Genomic DNA, 17,904 nt, shown 5'->3' on the forward strand with positions numbered 1-17,904 from the left:
GGGCCGATCCTAGGCGCCGGGCCGGACCGCAGCCTGGTACTGGCAGACCCAGGAAAAGCGCAGCCCTGGGTGGGACGGGCGCGGGACACCACAGTGATCACGTGCCGCCGGGGAGACACCCCGGCCACGGACCACGAGGAGCACCGCATGTCGTACGAGAGCCTTTCCGGCCGTACCGCCGTCGTCACCGGGGCCGCCAGCGGGATCGGGCGGGCCGTCGCCGCGCTGCTGGCCGGTCAGGGGGCGCGCGTCGCGCTGCTGGCCCGGCGCGGGGACCGGCTGGAGACGGTCGTGGAGAAGATCCGCGCCGACGGGGGCGAGGCCCTCGCCGTCGTCGCCGACGTCACCGACGAGGAGTCCGTGGCGCGCGCCGCCGACGCCGTGCGCGCCGCCTACGGCCGGGTGGACCTGGTGGTGAACAACGCCGGCGTCATGCTGCCCGGGCCCGTCGAGGAGGGCCGGATCGACGAGTGGCAGCGCATGCTCGACACCAACGTCACCGGCGTGCTGCGGGTGATCCGCGCCTTCACCGGCGACCTGGTCGCCGCGGCCGGCGAAGGCCGCAGCGCGGACCTGGTGAACATCTCCTCCATCGGCGCGCACGTCCCCTACCCGAGCTACGCCGTCTACGGCGCCACCAAGGCCGCGGTCACCTATCTCTCGCAGTCCCTGCGCACCGAACTCGGGCCGCGCGACGTGCGGGTGACCAACATCGAGCCGGGGCTGACGGAGACCGAGCTGAAGACGCACGTGAGCCACGAGGAGCTGGCCACACAGCTGGACGGCATGTTCGAGGCGCTCGGCGGCCTGGCCGCCGAGGAGGTCGCGGACGTCGTCGCCTACGTCACCAGCCGGGCACGGCACATCAACCTGCGCCAGATCATGGTGCTGCCGACCCGGCAGGCGTGAGCCGGGAGCGGGCTGACGCCGTCCGGCCGGCGCGGACTCACTCCTGCCGTCGTAGGCTCACTCCTCCCCGCCGCAGTCTCAGCCCTGCCCGTCGCAGTCTCAGTCCTGTCCGTCGCCGCCGGCCGGCTCAGTCCTCCCAGTCGGAGTCCCGGCCGGCCGGGCGGCGGCCGAACAGGGGCGCGCCGCAGCGGGCTGCCTGGACCATGTTGACGCCGACGATGCCCGCCCAGGCGACGATCAGGCCGGGCAGCTGCGCCTGGACGACCGCGATCGCGGACAGCGGGACGGCGAGCACCAGGGAGACGATCCCGAAGCCGAACCGCTCCCCCCAGGAGTCCGACGGCCGCCCGGACCGCGCGCCGCGCGCCTGCGCCGTCCGCTGCTCGGCGAGCTGCCGGCGCACCCGGCGGTCGACGGCCGCGTCGAGGCGCTGGTCGACCTTCTCCAGGAAGGATTCGACCAGCGCCGGCTCGTACTCCTCGCCCAGCTCCCTGCGGGCGTGCAGGGTGGCGTCGAGTTCCTTCTTCAGCTCTGTGTCGTGCGTGTCCATCACCGGTCTCCCGTCCCGTGGCCCGGGTTCCACGCTAGGGAGTGCCGGCGCCCGCCGCACTGGGGACAACCCCCGTCTTGGCGGTCGGGTCCGCCGGGCGCCGGGAGATCAGCAGGAAGAGCACGGCCGGCACGACCAGGCCGACGATCCAGGAGACGTCGGCGCCGCCGAGCGGCTCGACCAGCGGGCCGGTGTAGAAGCCGGTGGCCAGGAACGGCAGCTGGGCCAGCAGTCCCACGCCGTAGACCGCGAGGGTGCCCCAGCGCCAGGCGCCGTAGCGGCCCCGCGCGTCGAACAGGGCGGGGATGTCGTAGCGCTCGCGGGAGACCAGGTAGTAGTCGGCGAGGTTGATCGCCGACCACGGGGTGAAGAAGGTCAGCAGGAACAGCAGGAAGTCCTTGAAGGAGGACAGGAAGCTGTCCTTGCCGGCGAGTGCCACCGCGGTGCCCGCCACCATGATCAGCGCGATGTAGGCGGCCCGGCCGCGCCGCGACAGCACTGCCTTGCCGCTGAAGCCGCTGACGCTGGTCACCATCGACATGAAGCCGCCGTAGGTGTTGAGCACGTTGATGGTGAGCTTGCCGAGCGCGATGACGAAGTAGAAGAAGGAGGCCACGAGACCGGTGCCGCCGAGCGCGACGACGTAGCCGACCTGGCTGTCCAGGAACTTCCCGCCCGCCGTCGCCGCGACCAGCACCCCGAACGTCATCGACCACTGGCTGCCCAGCGCCGAGCCGGACAGCGTCCACCAGAAGGTGGCCTTCGTGGAGGTGGCGCGCGGCAGATAGCGGGAGTAGTCCGCCACGTACGGGCCGAACGCCAGCTGCCAGGACGCCGACAGGGACATCGCCAGCAGGAACATCGGCAGCGAGAAGTGCGCGTCGTGCAGCAGGACCGACACGTCGGCGCGGTCCAGCAGCCGGATGCCGAGGTAGACGAAGGCGAGCGCGCAGATCGTGCTCGCGACGCGGCCGAGGGTGTGGATGACGCGGTAGCCGACGGTCGCCGTGACCGCGGTGACCAGGGCGAACACGATGATGCCGGTGGTGTCGTCGGTGTGCGTCAGCTCGCCCACCGCCTGCCCGGCGAGCACGCTGCCGGAGGCGAAGAAGCCGATGTACATCACGATCACCAGCAGCAGCGGGACCACCGCGCCGCGCACCCCGAACTGGGCGCGGGACTGGATCATCTGCGGCAGGCCCAGCTTGGGTCCCTGCGCGGAGTGCAGCGCCATGACCGCGCCGCCGAGCAGGTTGCCGAGCACCAGGCCCAGCAGTGAGAAGACGACGTCACCGCCGAAGACGACCGCGAGGGCGCCGGTGACGACGGCGGTGATCTGCAGATTGGCGCCGAGCCAGAGCGTGAACTGGCTGAAGGCCGTGCCGTGCCGCTCCTCGTCCGGTACGACGTCGATGGAGCGCAGTTCCACGAGTTGAGCCATGCGTACTCCCCGGTCGGGCTGTATAACCGTATGCAGGGTTCACGTAGACTGAATAAATTGTCAATGCCTCGGCGCTGTACTCTCCCGGGGCGGCGAGGACCATCTGGAGGGGGAGTACGTCATGAGCGCGACCGACAGCCCGGCGAGCCGGTTGCAGGCCCTCTTCGAAGGGCACCGGCTCACGCCGACCCAGCGGCGCATCGCGCACAGCATGGTCCGCCGCGCCGCCGACGTGCCCTTCCTGTCCAGCGTGGAGCTGGCCGAGCTGGCCGGGGTCAGCCAGCCGTCGGTCACCCGCTTCGCCGTCGCCCTCGGCTTCGACGGCTACCCGGCGCTGCGCCGGCACCTGCGCGAGGTCGTCCCCGCCGAACCGGCCGCGGACTCCTCGTCGTACAACGAGTACCAGCAGGCCGTCGAGGCCGAGATCGAGAACCTGCGGCACCTCGCCGACCTGCTCGCCGACCCGCGCCCGGTGCACAAGGCCGGCCGCCTCCTCGCCGCGTCCCGGCCGCTGCCCGTGCTGGGCCTGCGCGCGGCCGCCTCCCAGGCGTACGGCTTCGCCTACTTCGCCGCCAAGGTCCACCCGGACGTCCGGCTGCTCAACGAGGGCGGCACGATGATCCACGACCGGGTGGACGCCGCCGTGCGCGCCGGGGCCACGGCCCTGCTGTGCTTCGCGCTGCCCCGCCACCCGCGCGAGGTGATCGAGTCCCTGGAGTACGCCAGGCAGTCCGGGCTGACCGTGGTCACGGTCGCCGACTCCGCGTTCGCGCCGGTCGCCAAGGTCTCCGACCTGCTGCTGCCCGCCGCCGTCGGCACCGGGCTCGCCTTCGACACCGCCTGCGCGCCGATGCTGCTCGGGCGGGTGCTGCTGGAGGCGATGGCCGACGAACTGCCCGACGCGCAGGCCCGCCTGGAGGACTTCGACACGAAAGCGGCGGCGCGCGGACTGTTCGTCGAGTGACGGCCGGGTGGGACGCACCGCGTTCTCAGACTCGTCTCACGTTCTGCCGCTATCTTTCCCGACGGCTTGATGGACACGTGACACGGGAGGCTGACGTGGCGCGCGGAGGACAGGGGCTGGCCCGGGTGGCCGTCGTCGTACGGGCGGGGGCGGCACCACTGGCGTGGCTCGGACTGATCGCGGCCGGAATCGGTGCGGTGCCTCAGGGACTGACCGGGCGCCGGATCGGCGTGTTCGCGGGGGCGGCGCTGTATCTGCTCGCCGCCGCCGCGGTGGCACTCGCCCGCCGTGGGCGCTACGCCGCCCTCGCCCGCGGGGCTGCCCGCGCGGGCAGGTACGACATCCTCCAGGACCGCGCGGTGACCGTGCGCGCCTGGCGCCGGGGTCACCGCTGGTGGCTGCTGCTCACCTTCGCCGCCGCGCTCGGCTCCGCGTTCGCCGTGCCGGTGGCCGGCGGACTGCTGCTCGCCGGGTGCGGCACCGGGCTGTGGTGGAAGGCCGCGTGGCTCGGGCGGCGCGAGCGGGCCGGGGACGCGCTGCTGTGGGTGCGCGTCGACTGGCTCGACCGGCGCGGCGGGCGGCCCGCCGGCACGGCGGTGCGGGCCTGGCGCGGAACGGGCATCGCGGCGGGCGACGCGGCCCCGGGCGGGGCCCGCCGCCGCTCCGCGGCGCTGGTCTGAGCCGTGTCTCAGACCTCGAGCTCCTGCTCGATCCTCTTCAGCTGATGGCGGGCCATCGCCAGGTTGGCCCGCTTGGCGTCCAGCACCAGGTAGAGGAAGAGCCCGTTGCCGCTGCGGCCGCTCAGCAGGCGGATCAGGTGGTACTGGTCGGTGAGCGTGATCAGGATGTCCTCGATCTCGGTCTTGAGCCCGAGCATCTCCATGGTGCGCATCTTGGCGCGGATCACGTCGGTGTTGCCGGCGGCGGCGACGTTGAGGTCGAACGTCTTGCTGCCGCCCATCGTGCCCAGTGCCATGCCGCTGGTGTAGTCGACCAGGGCGACGCCGGTCGCGCCTTCGATCGAGGCGAGGGCTTCCTTCAGCGCGGTCTCAGTGGTGGCCATGACGGTGATTGCCTTTCAGCTGTCGGTGGTGCGCGCCCCCACTGCCCTGACGGGCAGCGGACGCGCGGTTTCCCGGGGTGGGATCGAGGGACGGGCGGGCGCCTGTGCCAGCGCCTCGTGGGCGTCGACCAGTTCGCCGACGCGGGCGCCGGCGCGGCGGCCCTCCAGATGGAGCCGGCCGACGTTGACGCGGTCCTCGGTGAGCAGGGTCAGCACGGCGGTGCGGCCCGCGGCGTAGGTCGCGACATACCCTTGCGCGCCGCGGATCAGCAGTTCGCGGAACTCGCCCCGGCCGGTCGCGTCGGTCATGCGGATCGCGACCGCGAGCGTGGTGGCGGTGAGCGCGGCCAGGCCGTCGGGTTCGACGCCGGGGGCGTCGTGGGCGAGCACCAGGCCGTCGCGCCCGGCGGCGATCGCGCCGGTGAGCTGGGGGAGGCGGGCGCGCAGCCGGTGGAGTTCGGCGAGTATCTCTGGCTCGGCCGCCATCAGGTGTCTCCTCTCGGTCGGTGAGTCGGTGGGGGGCTCTCCACCACGGGGGCGTGGCCGGTCAAAGGGCCTCCAGCGCATCCCTGACCCTCTTCAGCAAGGCGATGTGCGGATCGAACTCCTCGGGCACGGCCTGCGGCTGCGCGTATGCGGGCGGGGGCGCGGGCGGGGCCGGGGGTACGGGCAGGGCCGGGGGTGGCGTGGCGAGCAGGCCCGCAGCGGCCAGCCGCCGCACCTCCACCAGCGTGGGGAACGCCCGCCGGCCCTGCGCCAGCGCTATGTCCGGCGCCGTGCGCACCCCGTCGACCAGGGCCAGTACGGCCGCCTGACGGGCGGTCACCGCGGGCGCCGCGACCGGGTGGGTGCGCATGAGCGGCGCGCTGTCGGTGAGCGGATCGGGCCACAGCCGGTGCAGCAGCGCCCGCCGACGCAGCACCTCCCGCTCCACGACGGCGACGGGCACCGCGGGCAGCGCACGGCCGAGCCGTGCGGCACCGGGCCGCGCGGCGCTGGGCCGTGGGGCACCGGCCGTGGTGCCACCGGGCGTGGTGCCACCGGGCGTGGCGCCGTTGGGGCGTGCGTCGCTGCGGAGCGCGGCACCGGGTTGTGCGGCGTCGGGTCGCGCGCCACCGGGCAGTGCCTCGGCGGGCAGCGCGCTGTTGGGCTGTGCGTCGCCGGGTTGTGCGGCGTCGGGTTGTGCGGCACCGGGTTGTGCGGCGTCGGGTCGCGTGCCGCCAAGCAGTGCCTCGTCGGGCAGCGCGCCGCGGGGCTGTGCGTCGCCGGGCCGGGCGGCACCGTGCTCTGCGTCGTCGGGTCGCGTGCCGCCAAGCAGTGCCTCGGCGGGCAGCGCGCCGCGGGGCTGTGCGTCGCCGGGCCGGGCGGCACCGTGCTCTGCGTCGTCGCGTCGCGCGCCGCCACGCCGCGCACCACCGGGCCGTGCGTCGCCGGGCCGCGCGGGACCGGGCTGTGCGTCGCCGGGCTGTGCGTCGCCGGGCTGTACGTCGTTGAGCCGAGCGCCGCCGAGCAGCGCCTCCCCGTGCAGCGCGCCGCCAAGCCGCGCACCACCGGGTCGTGCGTCGCCGGGCCGTGCGGGACCGGGCTGTGCGGCACCGGGCTGTACGTCGTCGAGCCGCGCGCCGCCGAGCAGCGCCTCGTCGGGCAGCGCGCCGCCAACCCGTGCGCCGCCGGGCGGGGCGGCACCGGGCTGTACGTCGTCGAGCCGAGCGTCGCCAAGTCGCGCACCACCGGGCCGTGCGCCGCCGGGCAACACGCCACTGGGTCGCGCGTCACCGGGCTGTGCGCCGTCGGGCCGTGCGCCGCCGAACAGCGCCTCGCCGGGCAACTCGCCGCCAAGCCGCGCGCCGCCGGGCAGCGCGCCGCCGGGCAGCGCGCCACCGGGCAGCGCGCCACCGGGCAGCGCGCCACCGGGCCGCGCGGCGTGGGGCTGTGCGGCACCGGGTTGTGCGGCACCGGTCTGTACGTCGTCGAGCCGGGCGTCCCCGGGCTGTGCGCCGTCGGGTCGCGCGCCTTCGAGCCGCGCGCCACCGGGTGGCGTGTCGCCGGGACGCGCGCCGCCCAGCAGAGCCTCGCCGGGACGCGCGCCGCCCGGCAGCGCCTCGCCGGGACGCGCGCCGCCCAGCAGAGCCTCGCCGGGACGCGCGCCGCCGGGTCGCGCGCTGCCAGGCCGTGCGTCGGTCCCGTAGTGGAACCGGCCTGGGCTGCTGCTCGGTGCGAGGGCGAAGTAGGCGGCGTCGTACAGGGCCTGCAGATGGCAGATCTCCATCCCGGCCCAGGACAGGTGCCCGGCGTCCACGAGGAGACGCGCGGTGCCCTCCGGGTCGCCCGCCGCGCCGACCGCCGCCCACCACTGCTCGGCGCTGAGCGCGCCCTGCGCGGTGAGCAGCGCGCCCGGGCCCGGCGCGTACGGGCTCTCGGCGTGCACCACCAGACCGCCGGACAGGTGCAGGGTGCCGCCCTCGCGGACCAGGACGCCGGTGGCGCGCTCGGCGGCGAGCCGGGTCAGCATCGGGGACACCCCGCCCGCCGGCTCGTGCAGCGCCTTGTCCCGCACCGGCAGCGGGGGAGGGGCCTCGACCACGGTCACCCCAGCACCAGCCGCCCGGCCATCTCGCCCAGCCGGATGCGGGCCAGGGCGAGATTGCCGTCGGCGCGGCCCAGCCACAGGTGCAGCACCGCGCCGCTGTCGAACGGCGCCGGGACGAACCGCAGCAGGTGGTAGCCGTCCCGGTTGCTGACGATCACGTCCTCCACCGGCGGGTCGGCGTCGTCCGGCCCGCCGCCGGAGGTGTCCTCGGCGGCGAACGCCGGCTGTTCGGCCGCGAGCCGGGCCAGTTCCGCCACCTCCGCGGCGGCGGCCTCGGGATCGCCGCCGGGGAACTCCCCGACGACGCCCAGCGCCAGTCCGCTGGTCCAGTCGACCAGGGCCGCACCGCGCGCGCCGGGCAGCCGCATGGCCTCCAGCAAGCACTCGTCGATTCCGGGCACGTCGCTCCCCTCCGCCTGGCATCCGGGCGAGTGACGACGACACTACGCACCGTACGGAGGGCCGGTGAGCGTTCTGGCATTTTCCAGCGGAACATGCGGAGTGCGGACTAGTGTGGGCCGACTGAGCGCATGTTCGGGTCCGACGACCCGTTCGGGGGAGGGGCGTCCGCTCGCGTTCACCCGCGCCCGGAGGCCCGCAGGGCGGTGAGCGCGTCGGCGTGCGCCCCGCCGGACTCGGCGACGATCTCGGCGCTCGTCTGCGGCTCCCGCACGACCGCGAAGGCCACACCCCCGGCCCCGCCCGGTGCGAAGCCGTAGATGCCGGGCCGGGCCAGGGAGTTGTAGGCGTAGTGGTGCGCGAAGTAGTACGCGCCCGTGTCCAGCGCCGCCGCGTGATCCCCCTGCTGAAGCAGCGGCAGCGCCTGCCCGCGGGCCAGCAGGTCCCCCGCGAAGCACGCCGGCCCCGCCACGTCCTGCACGACGGCCGGACCCTCCTTGGGCCGCCCCTTCGCGTCGTACGCGGCGATCCTGAGCGGCCAGGCGCCGGGCGCGTACACCGTCCGCGTGGCCACCTGCACGCCCGCGTGCGTCACCGCCACCGGCCGCCCCCCGGCGCTCTTGGCGTACTCCACCCGCGCCACCACCGTGCCGTGCTTGGCCAGCAGCGACCGGCCGAACTCGGTGACCAGCCCGTACCGCCCGTCGAACAGCCCCGGCACGGTCTCCCGCAGCAACCGCGCGTACTCCGCGTACGTCGGCGTCGCCGCGTCGGAGGCGAAGTTCACCGGCAGCCCGCCGCCGATGTCGAGGGTGTCGACCTGGCGCCGTCCGGCCCGCGCGTTGATCTCCTCCGCGAGCGCGTACGTCTGCGCCACCCCCTGCGCCATCAGGGTCAGCGGAATGCCCTGCGACCCGGTGTGCGCGTGCAGCCGGGTCAGCCACGGCCGCGCCAGATACGCCCGCACCACCCACTCCCGGGCGCCCTCGTCGCGCAGCGCGACACCGAACTTCGAGGTGGCCGTCGCGGTCGACAGCGCCTCGATGGAACCGCCGCCCACCTGCGGATTGACCCGGATACCGAGCGGTGAGCCGCTGGAGGCGGTCCGCATCAGGGCGTCCAGGCGGTCCAGCTCCTGCGGATTGTCGGCGTTGACGGCGACGCCCAGCGCCAGCGCCTCGCGCAGCTCGGCCGGCGTCTTGGCCGGCGAGTCCAGCACCGTCGCCGCGGCCGGCACCCCGGCCGCCCGCGCCAGCGCCAGCTCACCCGGGCTCGCCACTTCGGCGCCGATGCCCTCCTCCCACAGCAGCCGCACCACCGGCACCAGCGGGGTCGCCTTCACCGCGAAGGCGTGCAGCACCGGCGTGCCCGGCGCGGCCACTGCCTCGAACGCCGCCCGCAGCGCGGCCGCCGACTCCCGGATGCCGGTGACGTCGAGCAGCCCGACCAGGGGCGCGTCGGGACCCAGCAGCCCCTGCTCCACCGCGGCCCGCACCGCCTCGTCCCGCCGCGCCGCGCGCTCCCGCGCCCCGCTGTCCGTCTCGTGCTCCACGGATCGCCCCTCCTGTCGCCCCGGGTGTCCCTGCTCGCCGTGCCCGCATTGCCTGCGTGCCCGCGTTGCCTGCCGTGCCCGCCTGGTCTGCCGTGCCCGCGTTGCCTGCTTCCAGCCAAACATCCGCGGCGCGCGGACGCGGCGGCTCCACGGTGTTGACTAGTTCTATTCAGGAAGCGAGGATGTGAATAGTCGTAGTACCAGCAGGAGGCAGACGATGTCGGGACCCCGCCCCGTACGAGCACCGCGCGGCACCGAGCTGAGCGCGCAGGGCTGGCAGCAGGAAGCCGCCCTGCGGATGCTGCAGAACAACCTCGACCCCGAGGTCGCCGAGCACCCCGACAAGCTCGTGGTCTACGGCGGCACCGGCAAGGCCGCCCGTGACTGGCGCTCCTTCGACGCGATGGTCCGCACCCTGCAGGGCCTCAAGGCCGACGAGACCATGCTGGTCCAGTCCGGCCGCCCGGTCGGCGTCATGCAGACCCACGAGTGGGCGCCGCGCGTCCTCATCGCCAACTCCAACCTGGTCGGCGACTGGGCCAACTGGGAGGAGTTCCGCCGCCTGGAGGCCCTCGGCCTGACCATGTACGGCCAGATGACCGCGGGCTCCTGGATCTACATCGGCACCCAGGGCATCCTCCAGGGCACCTACGAGACCTTCGCCGCCGTCGCCGCGAAGAAGTTCGACGGCACCCTCGCCGGGACCATCACCCTCACCGCCGGCCTCGGCGGCATGGGCGGCGCCCAGCCCCTCGCCGTCACCATGAACGACGGCGTCGCGATCTGCATCGACTGCGACCCGCGCGCCATCGACCGCCGCATCGAGCACCGCTACCTCGACGTGAGGGCCGACTCCCTCGACCACGCCCTCCACCTCGCCACCGAGGCCCGCGACCAGCGCAAGCCGCTGTCCATCGGCGTCCTCGGCAACGCCGCCGAGCTGGTCCCGCAGCTGCTCGCGATGGGCGCCCCCATCGACATCGTCACCGACCAGACCTCCGCCCACGACCCGCTGGCCTACCTGCCCGTCGGCATCGCCTTCGAGGACATGGCCGACGCCGCCGCCAAGGACCCGGCCGGATTCACCACCCGCGCCCGCGAGTCCATGGCCCGGCACGTCGAGGCCATGGTCGGATTCCAGGACGCCGGCGCCGAGGTCTTCGACTACGGCAACTCCATCCGCGGCGAGGCCCGGCTCGCCGGCTACGACCGCGCCTTCGCCTTCCCCGGCTTCGTCCCCGCCTACATCCGCCCCCTGTTCTGCGAGGGCAAGGGCCCCTTCCGCTGGGCCGCCCTGTCCGGCGACCCGGCCGACATCGCCAAGACGGACAAGGCGATCCTCGACCTGTTCCCCGAGAACGAGTCCCTGGCCCGCTGGATCAAGATGGCCGGCGAGCGGGTCCACTTCCAGGGCCTGCCCGCCCGCATCTGCTGGCTCGGCTACGGCGAGCGCGACAAGGCCGGCGAGCGCTTCAACGACATGGTCGCCTCCGGGGAGCTGTCCGCGCCGATCGTCATCGGCCGCGACCACCTCGACTGCGGCTCCGTCGCCTCCCCCTACCGCGAGACCGAGGCCATGCTCGACGGCTCCGACGCCATCGCCGACTGGCCGCTACTCAACGCCATGGTCAACGTGGCCTCCGGCGCCTCCTGGGTGTCCCTGCACCACGGCGGCGGCGTCGGCATGGGCCGCTCGATCCACGCCGGCCAGGTCACCGTCGCCGACGGCACCCCGCTCGCCGGCGAGAAGATCCGCCGCGTCCTGACCAACGACCCCGGCATGGGCGTCATCCGGCACGTCGACGCCGGCTACGACATCGCCGAGTCCGTCGCCACCGAGCGCGGGGTGCGGGTGCCGATGCGTGAGGGTGACGGGGCGTGAGCTTCCACAGCATGTGGGCGGAGCTGCTGCCGATCGGCCGCGACTCCGCCTCCGGCGGCTACCGGCGCTACGCCTGGACCGGCGCCGACGCCGACTGCCGGGCCTGGTTCCGGCAGCAGGCCGAGGACCGCGCTCTCACCTACGAGGTCGACCGCAACGGCAACCAGTGGGCCTGGCTCGGCGACCCGCACGCCGGGGACGCCGTCGTCACCGGATCCCACCTGGACTCCGTGCCCGACGGCGGCGCCTTCGACGGGCCCCTCGGGGTGGTGTCCTCCTTCGCCGCGCTGGACGAACTGCGCGAGCGCGGAGCGGCGTTCACCAAGCCCCTCGCCCTGGTCAACTTCGGCGACGAGGAGGGCGCCCGCTTCGGGCTCGCCTGCGTCGGCTCCCGGCTCACCGCCGGACAGCTCACCCGCGAGCAGGCCCACCGCCTCACCGACGGCGACGGCGTCACCCTGGCGAAGGCCATGGAGACCGCCGGCTACGATCCCGACGCCATCGGAGCGGACCCCGAGCGGCTCGCCCGCGTCGGCGCGTTCGTCGAACTGCACGTCGAACAGGGCCGCGCCCTCGACCTCACCGGGGACGCCGTCGGCGTGGCCGGCGCCATCTGGCCGCACGGCCGCTGGCGGTTCGACTTCCGCGGCGAGGCCAACCACGCCGGCACCACCCGGCTGGTGGACCGCCGCGACCCGATGCTGCCCTACGCCCAGACCGTCCTCGCCGCCCGCCGCGAGGCCGAACTCGCCGGCGCCGTGGCCACCTTCGGCAAGATCGCCGTCGAGCCGAACGGCGTCAACGCCATCCCCTCCCTGGTGCGCGGCTGGCTCGACTCCCGCGCCGACGGCCAGGACACCCTCGACACCGTCCTCGCCGGCATCGAGAAGGCGGCCCGGGAGTACGCCGACGCCCACGGCGTCGACCTCGACGTGGTCCGCGAGTCCTTCACCCCCGTCGTCGAGTTCGACCACGCCCTGCGCGACGAACTCGCCCGCATCCTCGGGTCGGCGAGCGAGCTGACCGTGCCCGTCCTCGGCACGGGCGCGGGACACGACGCCGGCATCCTGTCCGGGAGCATCCCGACCGCCATGCTGTTCGTACGCAACCCCACGGGCGTCTCGCACTCCCCGGCCGAGTCCGCCGCCGAGGACGACTGCGTGGCCGGAGTGCACGCCCTCGCCGACGTACTGGAAGGACTGGCCTGCCGGTGACCCACGGGACGTACTGGCTGGAACACGCCTGGCTCGGCACGAACGTCGAGCCGGGCGTCGCCCTCGACATCGCGGGCGGCCGCATCACCGCCGTCCGCACCGGCGTCGCCGCCCCGCCGCCCGGCGCCGAGGTGCTGCGCGGACTGACCCTGCCCGGGCTGGCCAACGCGCACAGCCACGCCTTCCACCGGGCCCTGCGCGGCACCGTCCAGGTCGGCTCCGGCACCTTCTGGACCTGGCGCGAGGTGATGTACTCCGTCGCCGACCGCCTCACCCCCGACAGCTACCACGCCCTCGCCCGCGCGGTGTACGCCGAGATGGCGCTGGCCGGCATCACGTGCGTCGGCGAGTTCCACTACGTGCACCACGCCCCCGGCGGCACCCGCTACGCCGACCCCAACGCGATGGGCGAGGCGCTGATCGCGGCCGCCGCCGAGGCCGGCATCCGCATCACCCTCCTGGACACCTGCTACCTGTCCGCCGGCTTCGGCGCCGCGCCCGACGCCCACCAGCTGCGCTTCTCCGACGGCACCGCCGCCGCCTGGGGCGAACGCTCTTCACTTCTCAAGGAACGCGATCACGCACGGATCGGAGCGGCGATCCACTCGGTGCGGGCCGTGCCCGCCGAGCAACTGGCCACCGTCGCCGCCTGGGCCGGGGAGCGGCGGGCCCCGCTGCACGTGCACCTCTCGGAGCAGACCGCCGAGAACGACGCCTGCCGTCAGGCGCACGGCTGCACCCCCACCCGGCTCCTCGCCGACCACGGCGTGCTCGGCCCGCGCACCACCGGCGTGCACAACACCCACCTCACCGACGAGGACATCGCACTGCTCGGCGGCTCCTCCACCGGCACCTGCATGTGCCCCACCACCGAACGCGACCTGGCCGACGGCATCGGACCCGCCGTCGCCCTGCAGCGCGCCGGCTCCCCGCTGTCCCTCGGCTCCGACAGCCACGCCGTCGTCGACCTGCTCGAAGAGGCCCGCGCGATGGAGCTGAACGAGCGGCTGCGCAGCCGCACCCGCGGCCACTGGACGGCCGCCGCCCTGCTGCGCGCCGCCACCGCCGACGGCCACGCCGCCCTCGGCTGGAGCGACGCGGGCGCCCTCGCCCCCGGCGCCCTCGCCGACTTCACGACGATCGCGCTGGACTCGGTCAGGACAGCGGGGCCGCTGCCCCGGCTCGGCGCCGAGACGGCCGTATTCGCCGCGACGGCAGCGGACGTACGGCACACGGTCGTGGGCGGCCGGCACGTCGTGCGCGACGGTCACCACGCACTCGTACCGGACGTGCCCCAGGCACTCGCGAGCGCCGTCGACGCCCTGCGCGGCTGACCCGGCCGACCCCCATCCAGGCCCACCACGAGGACACCATGAGCACCGTCATCACCAACATCGCCGCGCTGGTCACCAACGACCCCTCCCTCGGTGACGGCTCCCCCCTCGGACTGATCCAGGACGCGGCCGTCGTCGTCGACGGCGACCGCGTCGCCTGGATCGGTACATCAAGCAAAGCACCCGCCACTGACAACCGGGTCGACGCCGGCGGCCGGGCGGTGATCCCGGGCTTCGTCGACTCCCACTCCCACCTGGTCTTCGCGGGCGACCGCACCCAGGAGTTCAACGCCCGTATGTCCGGCCGCTCCTACAGCGCCGGCGGCATCCGCACCACGGTCGCCGCCACCCGCGCCGCGAGCGACGCGGAACTCGAGGCCAACCTCACCCGTTACCTCGCCGAGGCCCTGCGCCAGGGCACCACGACCTTCGAGACCAAGTCCGGCTACGGCCTGACCGTCGAGGACGAGGCCCGCGCCCTGCGCATCGCCGCACGCCACACCGACGAGGTCACCTACCTCGGCGCGCACATCGTCTCCCCGGACTACGCCGACGACCCGGCCGCCTACGTCGACCTGGTCACCGGCGCGATGCTGGACGCCTGCGCGCCGCACGCCCGCTGGATCGACGTCTTCTGCGAGAAGGGCGCCTTCGACGGCGAGCAGGCCCGCGCGATCCTCACCGCCGGCAAGGCCAGGGGCCTGCTCCCGCGCATCCACGCCAACCAGCTCTCCCACGGCCCCGGCGTCCAGCTCGCCGTCGAACTCGACGCGGCCAGCGCCGACCACTGCACCCACCTCACCGACGCCGACGTCGACGCGCTCGCCAGCAGCTCCACCGTCGCCACCCTGCTGCCCGGCGCCGAGTTCTCCACCCGCGCCGAGTGGCCCGACGCCCGCCGCCTGCTCGACGCCGGCGCCACGGTCGCCCTGTCCACGGACTGCAACCCGGGCTCCTCCTTCACCTCCTCGGTGCCGTTCTGCGTCGCGCTCGCCGTCCGGGACATGGGCATGACCCCCGACGAGGCGGTCTGGTCGGCCACCGCGGGCGGCGCCGCCGCCCTGCGCCGCGACGACATCGGACGTCTCACCCCCGGCGCCTACGCCGACCTGGCCGTCCTCGACGCCCCCAGCCACGTCCACCTGGCCTACCGGCCGGGCGTCCCGCTGGTCACGGAGGTCTGGCGCCGCGGCACGCGCGTGGCCTGAGCGGGCCACCGCAGACACGGGCCGGGCGGCGTCAGCGCGCCCCGGCCCGCCACCGCTGCCCGGCGCCCCCGCCGAGCGGTTCGAGGGACAGCCCGTCGCCCCGGTCCGGGGTGAGCGCCCTGCCGAGGTCGATCACCGGGCGGATCGCGCCGTCGCCGTCCACCACGAACCGAAGGTTGTCCCCGTTGCGCCCGTACAGCGCATCGCACTCCCAGATCCCGGCCCCGCGGTCCACGTCCCCGCGGCTGTCCAGGCAGAAGCCGGGATCGGCGTACGACTGCAGCGCGCTGCGCTCGGCGTCGTAGCGCCAGCGCTGGGTGGGGGAGGAGCCGCACACCGCGGTGACGACGTCGTTGCCCTCCTCGAAGGCGCCGTCGCGCACGTCCAGGCACAGGCCCGTCGCCGCGTTCACCACCTGCGCGTAGGCGCCACCCGGCGGCCGTGGCGCGGGCGGCCGCGGCACGGGCTTCGGTGAGGCCGTGCGCGCATACGACGGCGAGGGCGACGGGGAAGAAGGCGACGGCGAGGCCGATGCCGACGCGCGGGACGGGGACGGCGACGGAGACGCCGAGACGGTCGCCGTGGCCGTCACCGTCACCGGCGGGACGACCGTCGGCGTGGTGACCGCGCTCGCCCGGTCCTGGGCGGGCTGCTCGGCGGGGGTCAGCAACAGCACCAGCAGCGGCACCAGGGCGACACCGAGCGCGGCCGAGGCGAGCGCGACCCGGCGGGCGGGCCGCCAGGCCGGCGTCTCGGGCAGGAGAAGCGGCTCGGAGCCGGCGGCCTCCTGCCGCACGTACGCCGTGCCGCTCCACGGCAGCAGTCCCTCGGCCAGCGCCGCACCGGGCGCCTCGCGCAGCGCGATCAGCTCCTCGCGGGCGGCCGTACAGGAGGCGCAGTACGCCATGTGGGCCCGCAGATCGGCGCTGCCGCGGGGGCCGTCGGGCCGTACGGACTCCTCGATCAGACGGCGGAAGTCACCGCAGTCCGGGTCGGGCGAGGCGGCCAGGCGCTGCCGCAGACAGGCCTGGGCCAGGTTCTTCAGCGCGGGGGCGGTGCCGTGGACGACGTCGGCGGGGCTGACGCCGACGAGCGCGGCGGTGCGCTCGGCCGTCTCCCGCTCCAGGACGCCGTACCAGATCAGCCCCTGGGCGCGCGGGGGCAGGGAGCGGAAGGCGGGGAGCATCGCGGGGGCGGGCCCGTGCGGGCCGGAACTGCTCACGACGAGCAGGAAAGAGGGGTCGAGGCCGCCCGCGCGTTCGTCCGCGGACCAGGCGCCGGCGAGCCGGACGGTGAGCAGCAGCAGGTGGTGCCGCCACGGTACGGCGGGGTCGATGCCGCGCGCGGTCTCACGGGCCGCGTGCGCGAACGCCTCCGCCGCCAGCTGCCGGGCCGCCGCGTCACCGGCCGCGCACAGGCGTGCGTAGTCCAGGACACGGGCCAGATGGCGGTGGCGCAGCTCCCGCAGGGCGGGGTAGGCGGTCGCCGTCCCGGTGCGCAGCAGCTCCGTCAGACGTGCGTCGGACGCGTCCGCGTACCACTCCGCCCCGGCCCGAGCCATCCGCCGCCTCCTCGCGCACGTTCGCGACCTACCGTCCGGTAGGGGGCGACCGTAGTGCATGGAGAGGGCGCAGGGGACCCGGGGAGAAGAAGTTTCCCCGGGTAACCCCTGTGAACGCCGTGGAAGGTCCTGTCACTCCTCGACGGTGAGGCCCTTGCGCAGCCGAACCAGCGTCCGCGACAGCAGACGCGAGACGTGCATCTGGGAGATGCCGAGTTCCTCGCCGATCTCCGACTGGGTCAGGCCGGCGACGAACCGCAGGGAGAGGATCTGCCGGTCCCGCGGCGCGAGCTCGGCGATCAGCGGCTTCAGCGACTCGATGTACTCGATGCCCTCGAGCCCGTGGTCCTCGTAGCCGATGCGGTCCGAGAGCGAGCCCTCGGCGTCGTCGTCCTCCGGCTGGGCGTCCAGCGAGGAGGCGGTGTACGCGTTGGACGCGGCCATGCCCTCGACGACCTCGTCGTTGGACAGGCCGAGGCGCTCGGCCAGCTCCGCGACCGTCGGGGCGCGGTCCAGCTTCTGGGCCAGCTCGTCACCGGCCTTGGCCAGGTCGAGGCGCAGTTCCTGGAGCCGCCGCGGAACGCGCACGGACCAGGACGTGTCACGGAAGAAGCGCTTGATCTCCCCGATGATGGTTGGCATCGCGAAAGTCGGGAACTCCACGCCCCGGGACATCTCGAAGCGGTCGATCGCCTTGATCAGGCCGATGGTGCCGACCTGGATGATGTCCTCCATCGGCTCACTGCGGGAGCGGAAGCGGGAGGCGGCGAACTTGACGAGCGCGAGGTTCAGCTCGACGAGAGTGTTGCGTACGTACGAGTATTCGTGCGTGCCTTCTTCGAGGGACTCCAGCCGCTCGAAGAGGGTCTTGGACAGGGCCCGCGCGTCGACGGGACCCACCTCGTCGTAAGGGGGGATCTCCGGGAGTGCGGAAAGAATGTCCTCCGGAGGGGGTGTCGACGTCGTCGTCCGGGTATGCGAGGCGTCGAGCCGGGGTGACATGTGGTCCTCCATCGTTCTCGGCATATGGCTGCCGAAGCCAGTACGTGCACTGCGGTGTGCGGCGCCTCCAAAGCCGGCCGTGTCGGTTGCGTGTTCCCACTAGGCCTACCCGGTCCTGAGGAACGATCGCAAGTGCGTTTCGTTGGGGTATGTCCGTTTGTGTGCGGTTGTTCGGGTGTCGGGTCCCGTGGAGAAGGCGTAATGTTCGAGGTCGTCAGTCAGCAGCCACGACCTC

At 74.2% G+C, this 17,904-nt stretch carries 16 protein-coding genes; 7 read left to right on the plus strand and 9 right to left on the minus strand.

Features of this window, described 5'->3' with window-relative positions; genetic code table 11:
* The first annotated feature begins 147 nt into the window (after positions 1-147).
* Positions 148-909 (plus strand): SDR family oxidoreductase, encoded by a 762-nt coding sequence (locus AC0B9F_RS20170; protein ID WP_472004429.1) that lies wholly within the window; start codon positions 148-150, stop codon positions 907-909.
* A gap of 127 nt (positions 910-1,036) precedes the next feature.
* On the opposite strand, the gene AC0B9F_RS20175 is transcribed toward AC0B9F_RS20170, so the two are convergent.
* Both AC0B9F_RS20175 and AC0B9F_RS20180 read right to left on the minus strand, forming a co-directional pair.
* Positions 1,037-1,459 carry a hypothetical protein gene (locus AC0B9F_RS20175; protein ID WP_472004431.1) on the minus strand — a complete coding sequence of 141 codons (423 nt, stop codon included), beginning with the start codon at positions 1,457-1,459 and terminating at the stop codon, positions 1,037-1,039.
* Between the two features lie 34 nt (positions 1,460-1,493).
* Complete coding sequence (locus tag AC0B9F_RS20180; protein ID WP_472004433.1) at positions 1,494-2,900, minus strand: purine-cytosine permease family protein; 1,407 nt, start codon at positions 2,898-2,900, stop codon at positions 1,494-1,496.
* Between the two features lie 121 nt (positions 2,901-3,021).
* Here AC0B9F_RS20180 and AC0B9F_RS20185 point away from each other — a divergent pair, with 121 nt between their 5' ends.
* Together AC0B9F_RS20185 and AC0B9F_RS20190 are read left to right on the plus strand one after the other, a co-directional pair.
* Complete coding sequence (locus AC0B9F_RS20185) at positions 3,022-3,864, plus strand: MurR/RpiR family transcriptional regulator (RefSeq protein ID WP_472004435.1); 843 nt, start codon at positions 3,022-3,024, stop codon at positions 3,862-3,864.
* A 95-nt stretch (positions 3,865-3,959) separates the two neighbouring features.
* A complete protein-coding gene (locus tag AC0B9F_RS20190; protein WP_472004437.1) occupies positions 3,960-4,544 on the plus strand; it encodes a hypothetical protein in 585 nt (194 codons plus the stop codon).
* Positions 4,545-4,552: 8 nt separating this feature from the next.
* On the opposite strand, the gene AC0B9F_RS20195 is transcribed toward AC0B9F_RS20190, so the two are convergent.
* The 5 genes from AC0B9F_RS20195 to AC0B9F_RS20215 all read right to left on the minus strand — a co-directional run bounded on the left by AC0B9F_RS20195 (position 4,553) and on the right by AC0B9F_RS20215 (position 9,468).
* Positions 4,553-4,927: a roadblock/LC7 domain-containing protein gene (locus AC0B9F_RS20195; RefSeq protein ID WP_472004438.1), complete on the minus strand. Its 375-nt coding sequence runs from the start codon at positions 4,925-4,927 to the stop codon at positions 4,553-4,555.
* Between the two features lie 15 nt (positions 4,928-4,942).
* Positions 4,943-5,413 (minus strand): roadblock/LC7 domain-containing protein, encoded by a 471-nt coding sequence (locus tag AC0B9F_RS20200; protein ID WP_472004440.1) that lies wholly within the window; start codon positions 5,411-5,413, stop codon positions 4,943-4,945.
* A gap of 61 nt (positions 5,414-5,474) precedes the next feature.
* Positions 5,475-7,517 (minus strand): hypothetical protein, encoded by a 2,043-nt coding sequence (locus AC0B9F_RS20205; RefSeq protein ID WP_472004441.1) that lies wholly within the window; start codon positions 7,515-7,517, stop codon positions 5,475-5,477.
* A complete protein-coding gene (locus AC0B9F_RS20210; RefSeq protein WP_391684202.1) occupies positions 7,514-7,918 on the minus strand; it encodes a hypothetical protein in 405 nt (134 codons plus the stop codon). The genes AC0B9F_RS20205 and AC0B9F_RS20210 overlap by 4 nt, the downstream gene beginning before the upstream one ends.
* Before the next feature lie 176 nt (positions 7,919-8,094).
* The gene (locus tag AC0B9F_RS20215) at positions 8,095-9,468 is read right to left on the minus strand and encodes a type III PLP-dependent enzyme domain-containing protein (protein ID WP_472004443.1); all 1,374 of its coding nucleotides are present in this window, start codon (positions 9,466-9,468) and stop codon (positions 8,095-8,097) included.
* 217 nt (positions 9,469-9,685) lie between these two features.
* Here AC0B9F_RS20215 and hutU point away from each other — a divergent pair, with 217 nt between their 5' ends.
* The 4 genes from hutU to hutI are packed head-to-tail and all read left to right on the plus strand — an operon-like array spanning position 9,686 to position 15,106.
* Complete coding sequence (hutU, locus tag AC0B9F_RS20220) at positions 9,686-11,350, plus strand: urocanate hydratase (RefSeq protein WP_472004445.1); 1,665 nt, start codon at positions 9,686-9,688, stop codon at positions 11,348-11,350.
* The gene (locus AC0B9F_RS20225) at positions 11,347-12,564 is read left to right on the plus strand and encodes an allantoate amidohydrolase (protein ID WP_472004447.1); all 1,218 of its coding nucleotides are present in this window, start codon (positions 11,347-11,349) and stop codon (positions 12,562-12,564) included. Before hutU ends, AC0B9F_RS20225 begins: the two co-directional genes overlap by 4 nt.
* A complete protein-coding gene (locus AC0B9F_RS20230; RefSeq protein WP_472004449.1) occupies positions 12,561-13,898 on the plus strand; it encodes a formimidoylglutamate deiminase in 1,338 nt (445 codons plus the stop codon). Before AC0B9F_RS20225 ends, AC0B9F_RS20230 begins: the two co-directional genes overlap by 4 nt.
* A 38-nt stretch (positions 13,899-13,936) precedes the next feature.
* Positions 13,937-15,106, plus strand: coding sequence for an imidazolonepropionase (gene hutI, locus AC0B9F_RS20235; RefSeq protein WP_472004453.1), 1,170 nt, complete (start codon positions 13,937-13,939; stop codon positions 15,104-15,106).
* Positions 15,107-15,137: 31 nt separating this feature from the next.
* Here hutI and AC0B9F_RS20240 read toward each other — a convergent pair whose 3' ends face one another.
* Together AC0B9F_RS20240 and AC0B9F_RS20245 are read right to left on the minus strand one after the other, a co-directional pair.
* Entirely contained in the window at positions 15,138-16,667 is a 1,530-nt protein-coding gene (locus AC0B9F_RS20240) for a ricin-type beta-trefoil lectin domain protein (RefSeq protein WP_472004456.1), read from the minus strand.
* Positions 16,668-16,799: 132 nt separating this feature from the next.
* Complete coding sequence (locus tag AC0B9F_RS20245; RefSeq protein ID WP_472004460.1) at positions 16,800-17,669, minus strand: RNA polymerase sigma factor SigF; 870 nt, start codon at positions 17,667-17,669, stop codon at positions 16,800-16,802.
* Between the last annotated feature and the right edge of the window lie 235 nt (positions 17,670-17,904).

The organism is Streptomyces sp. NPDC097129 (assembly GCF_055668065.1).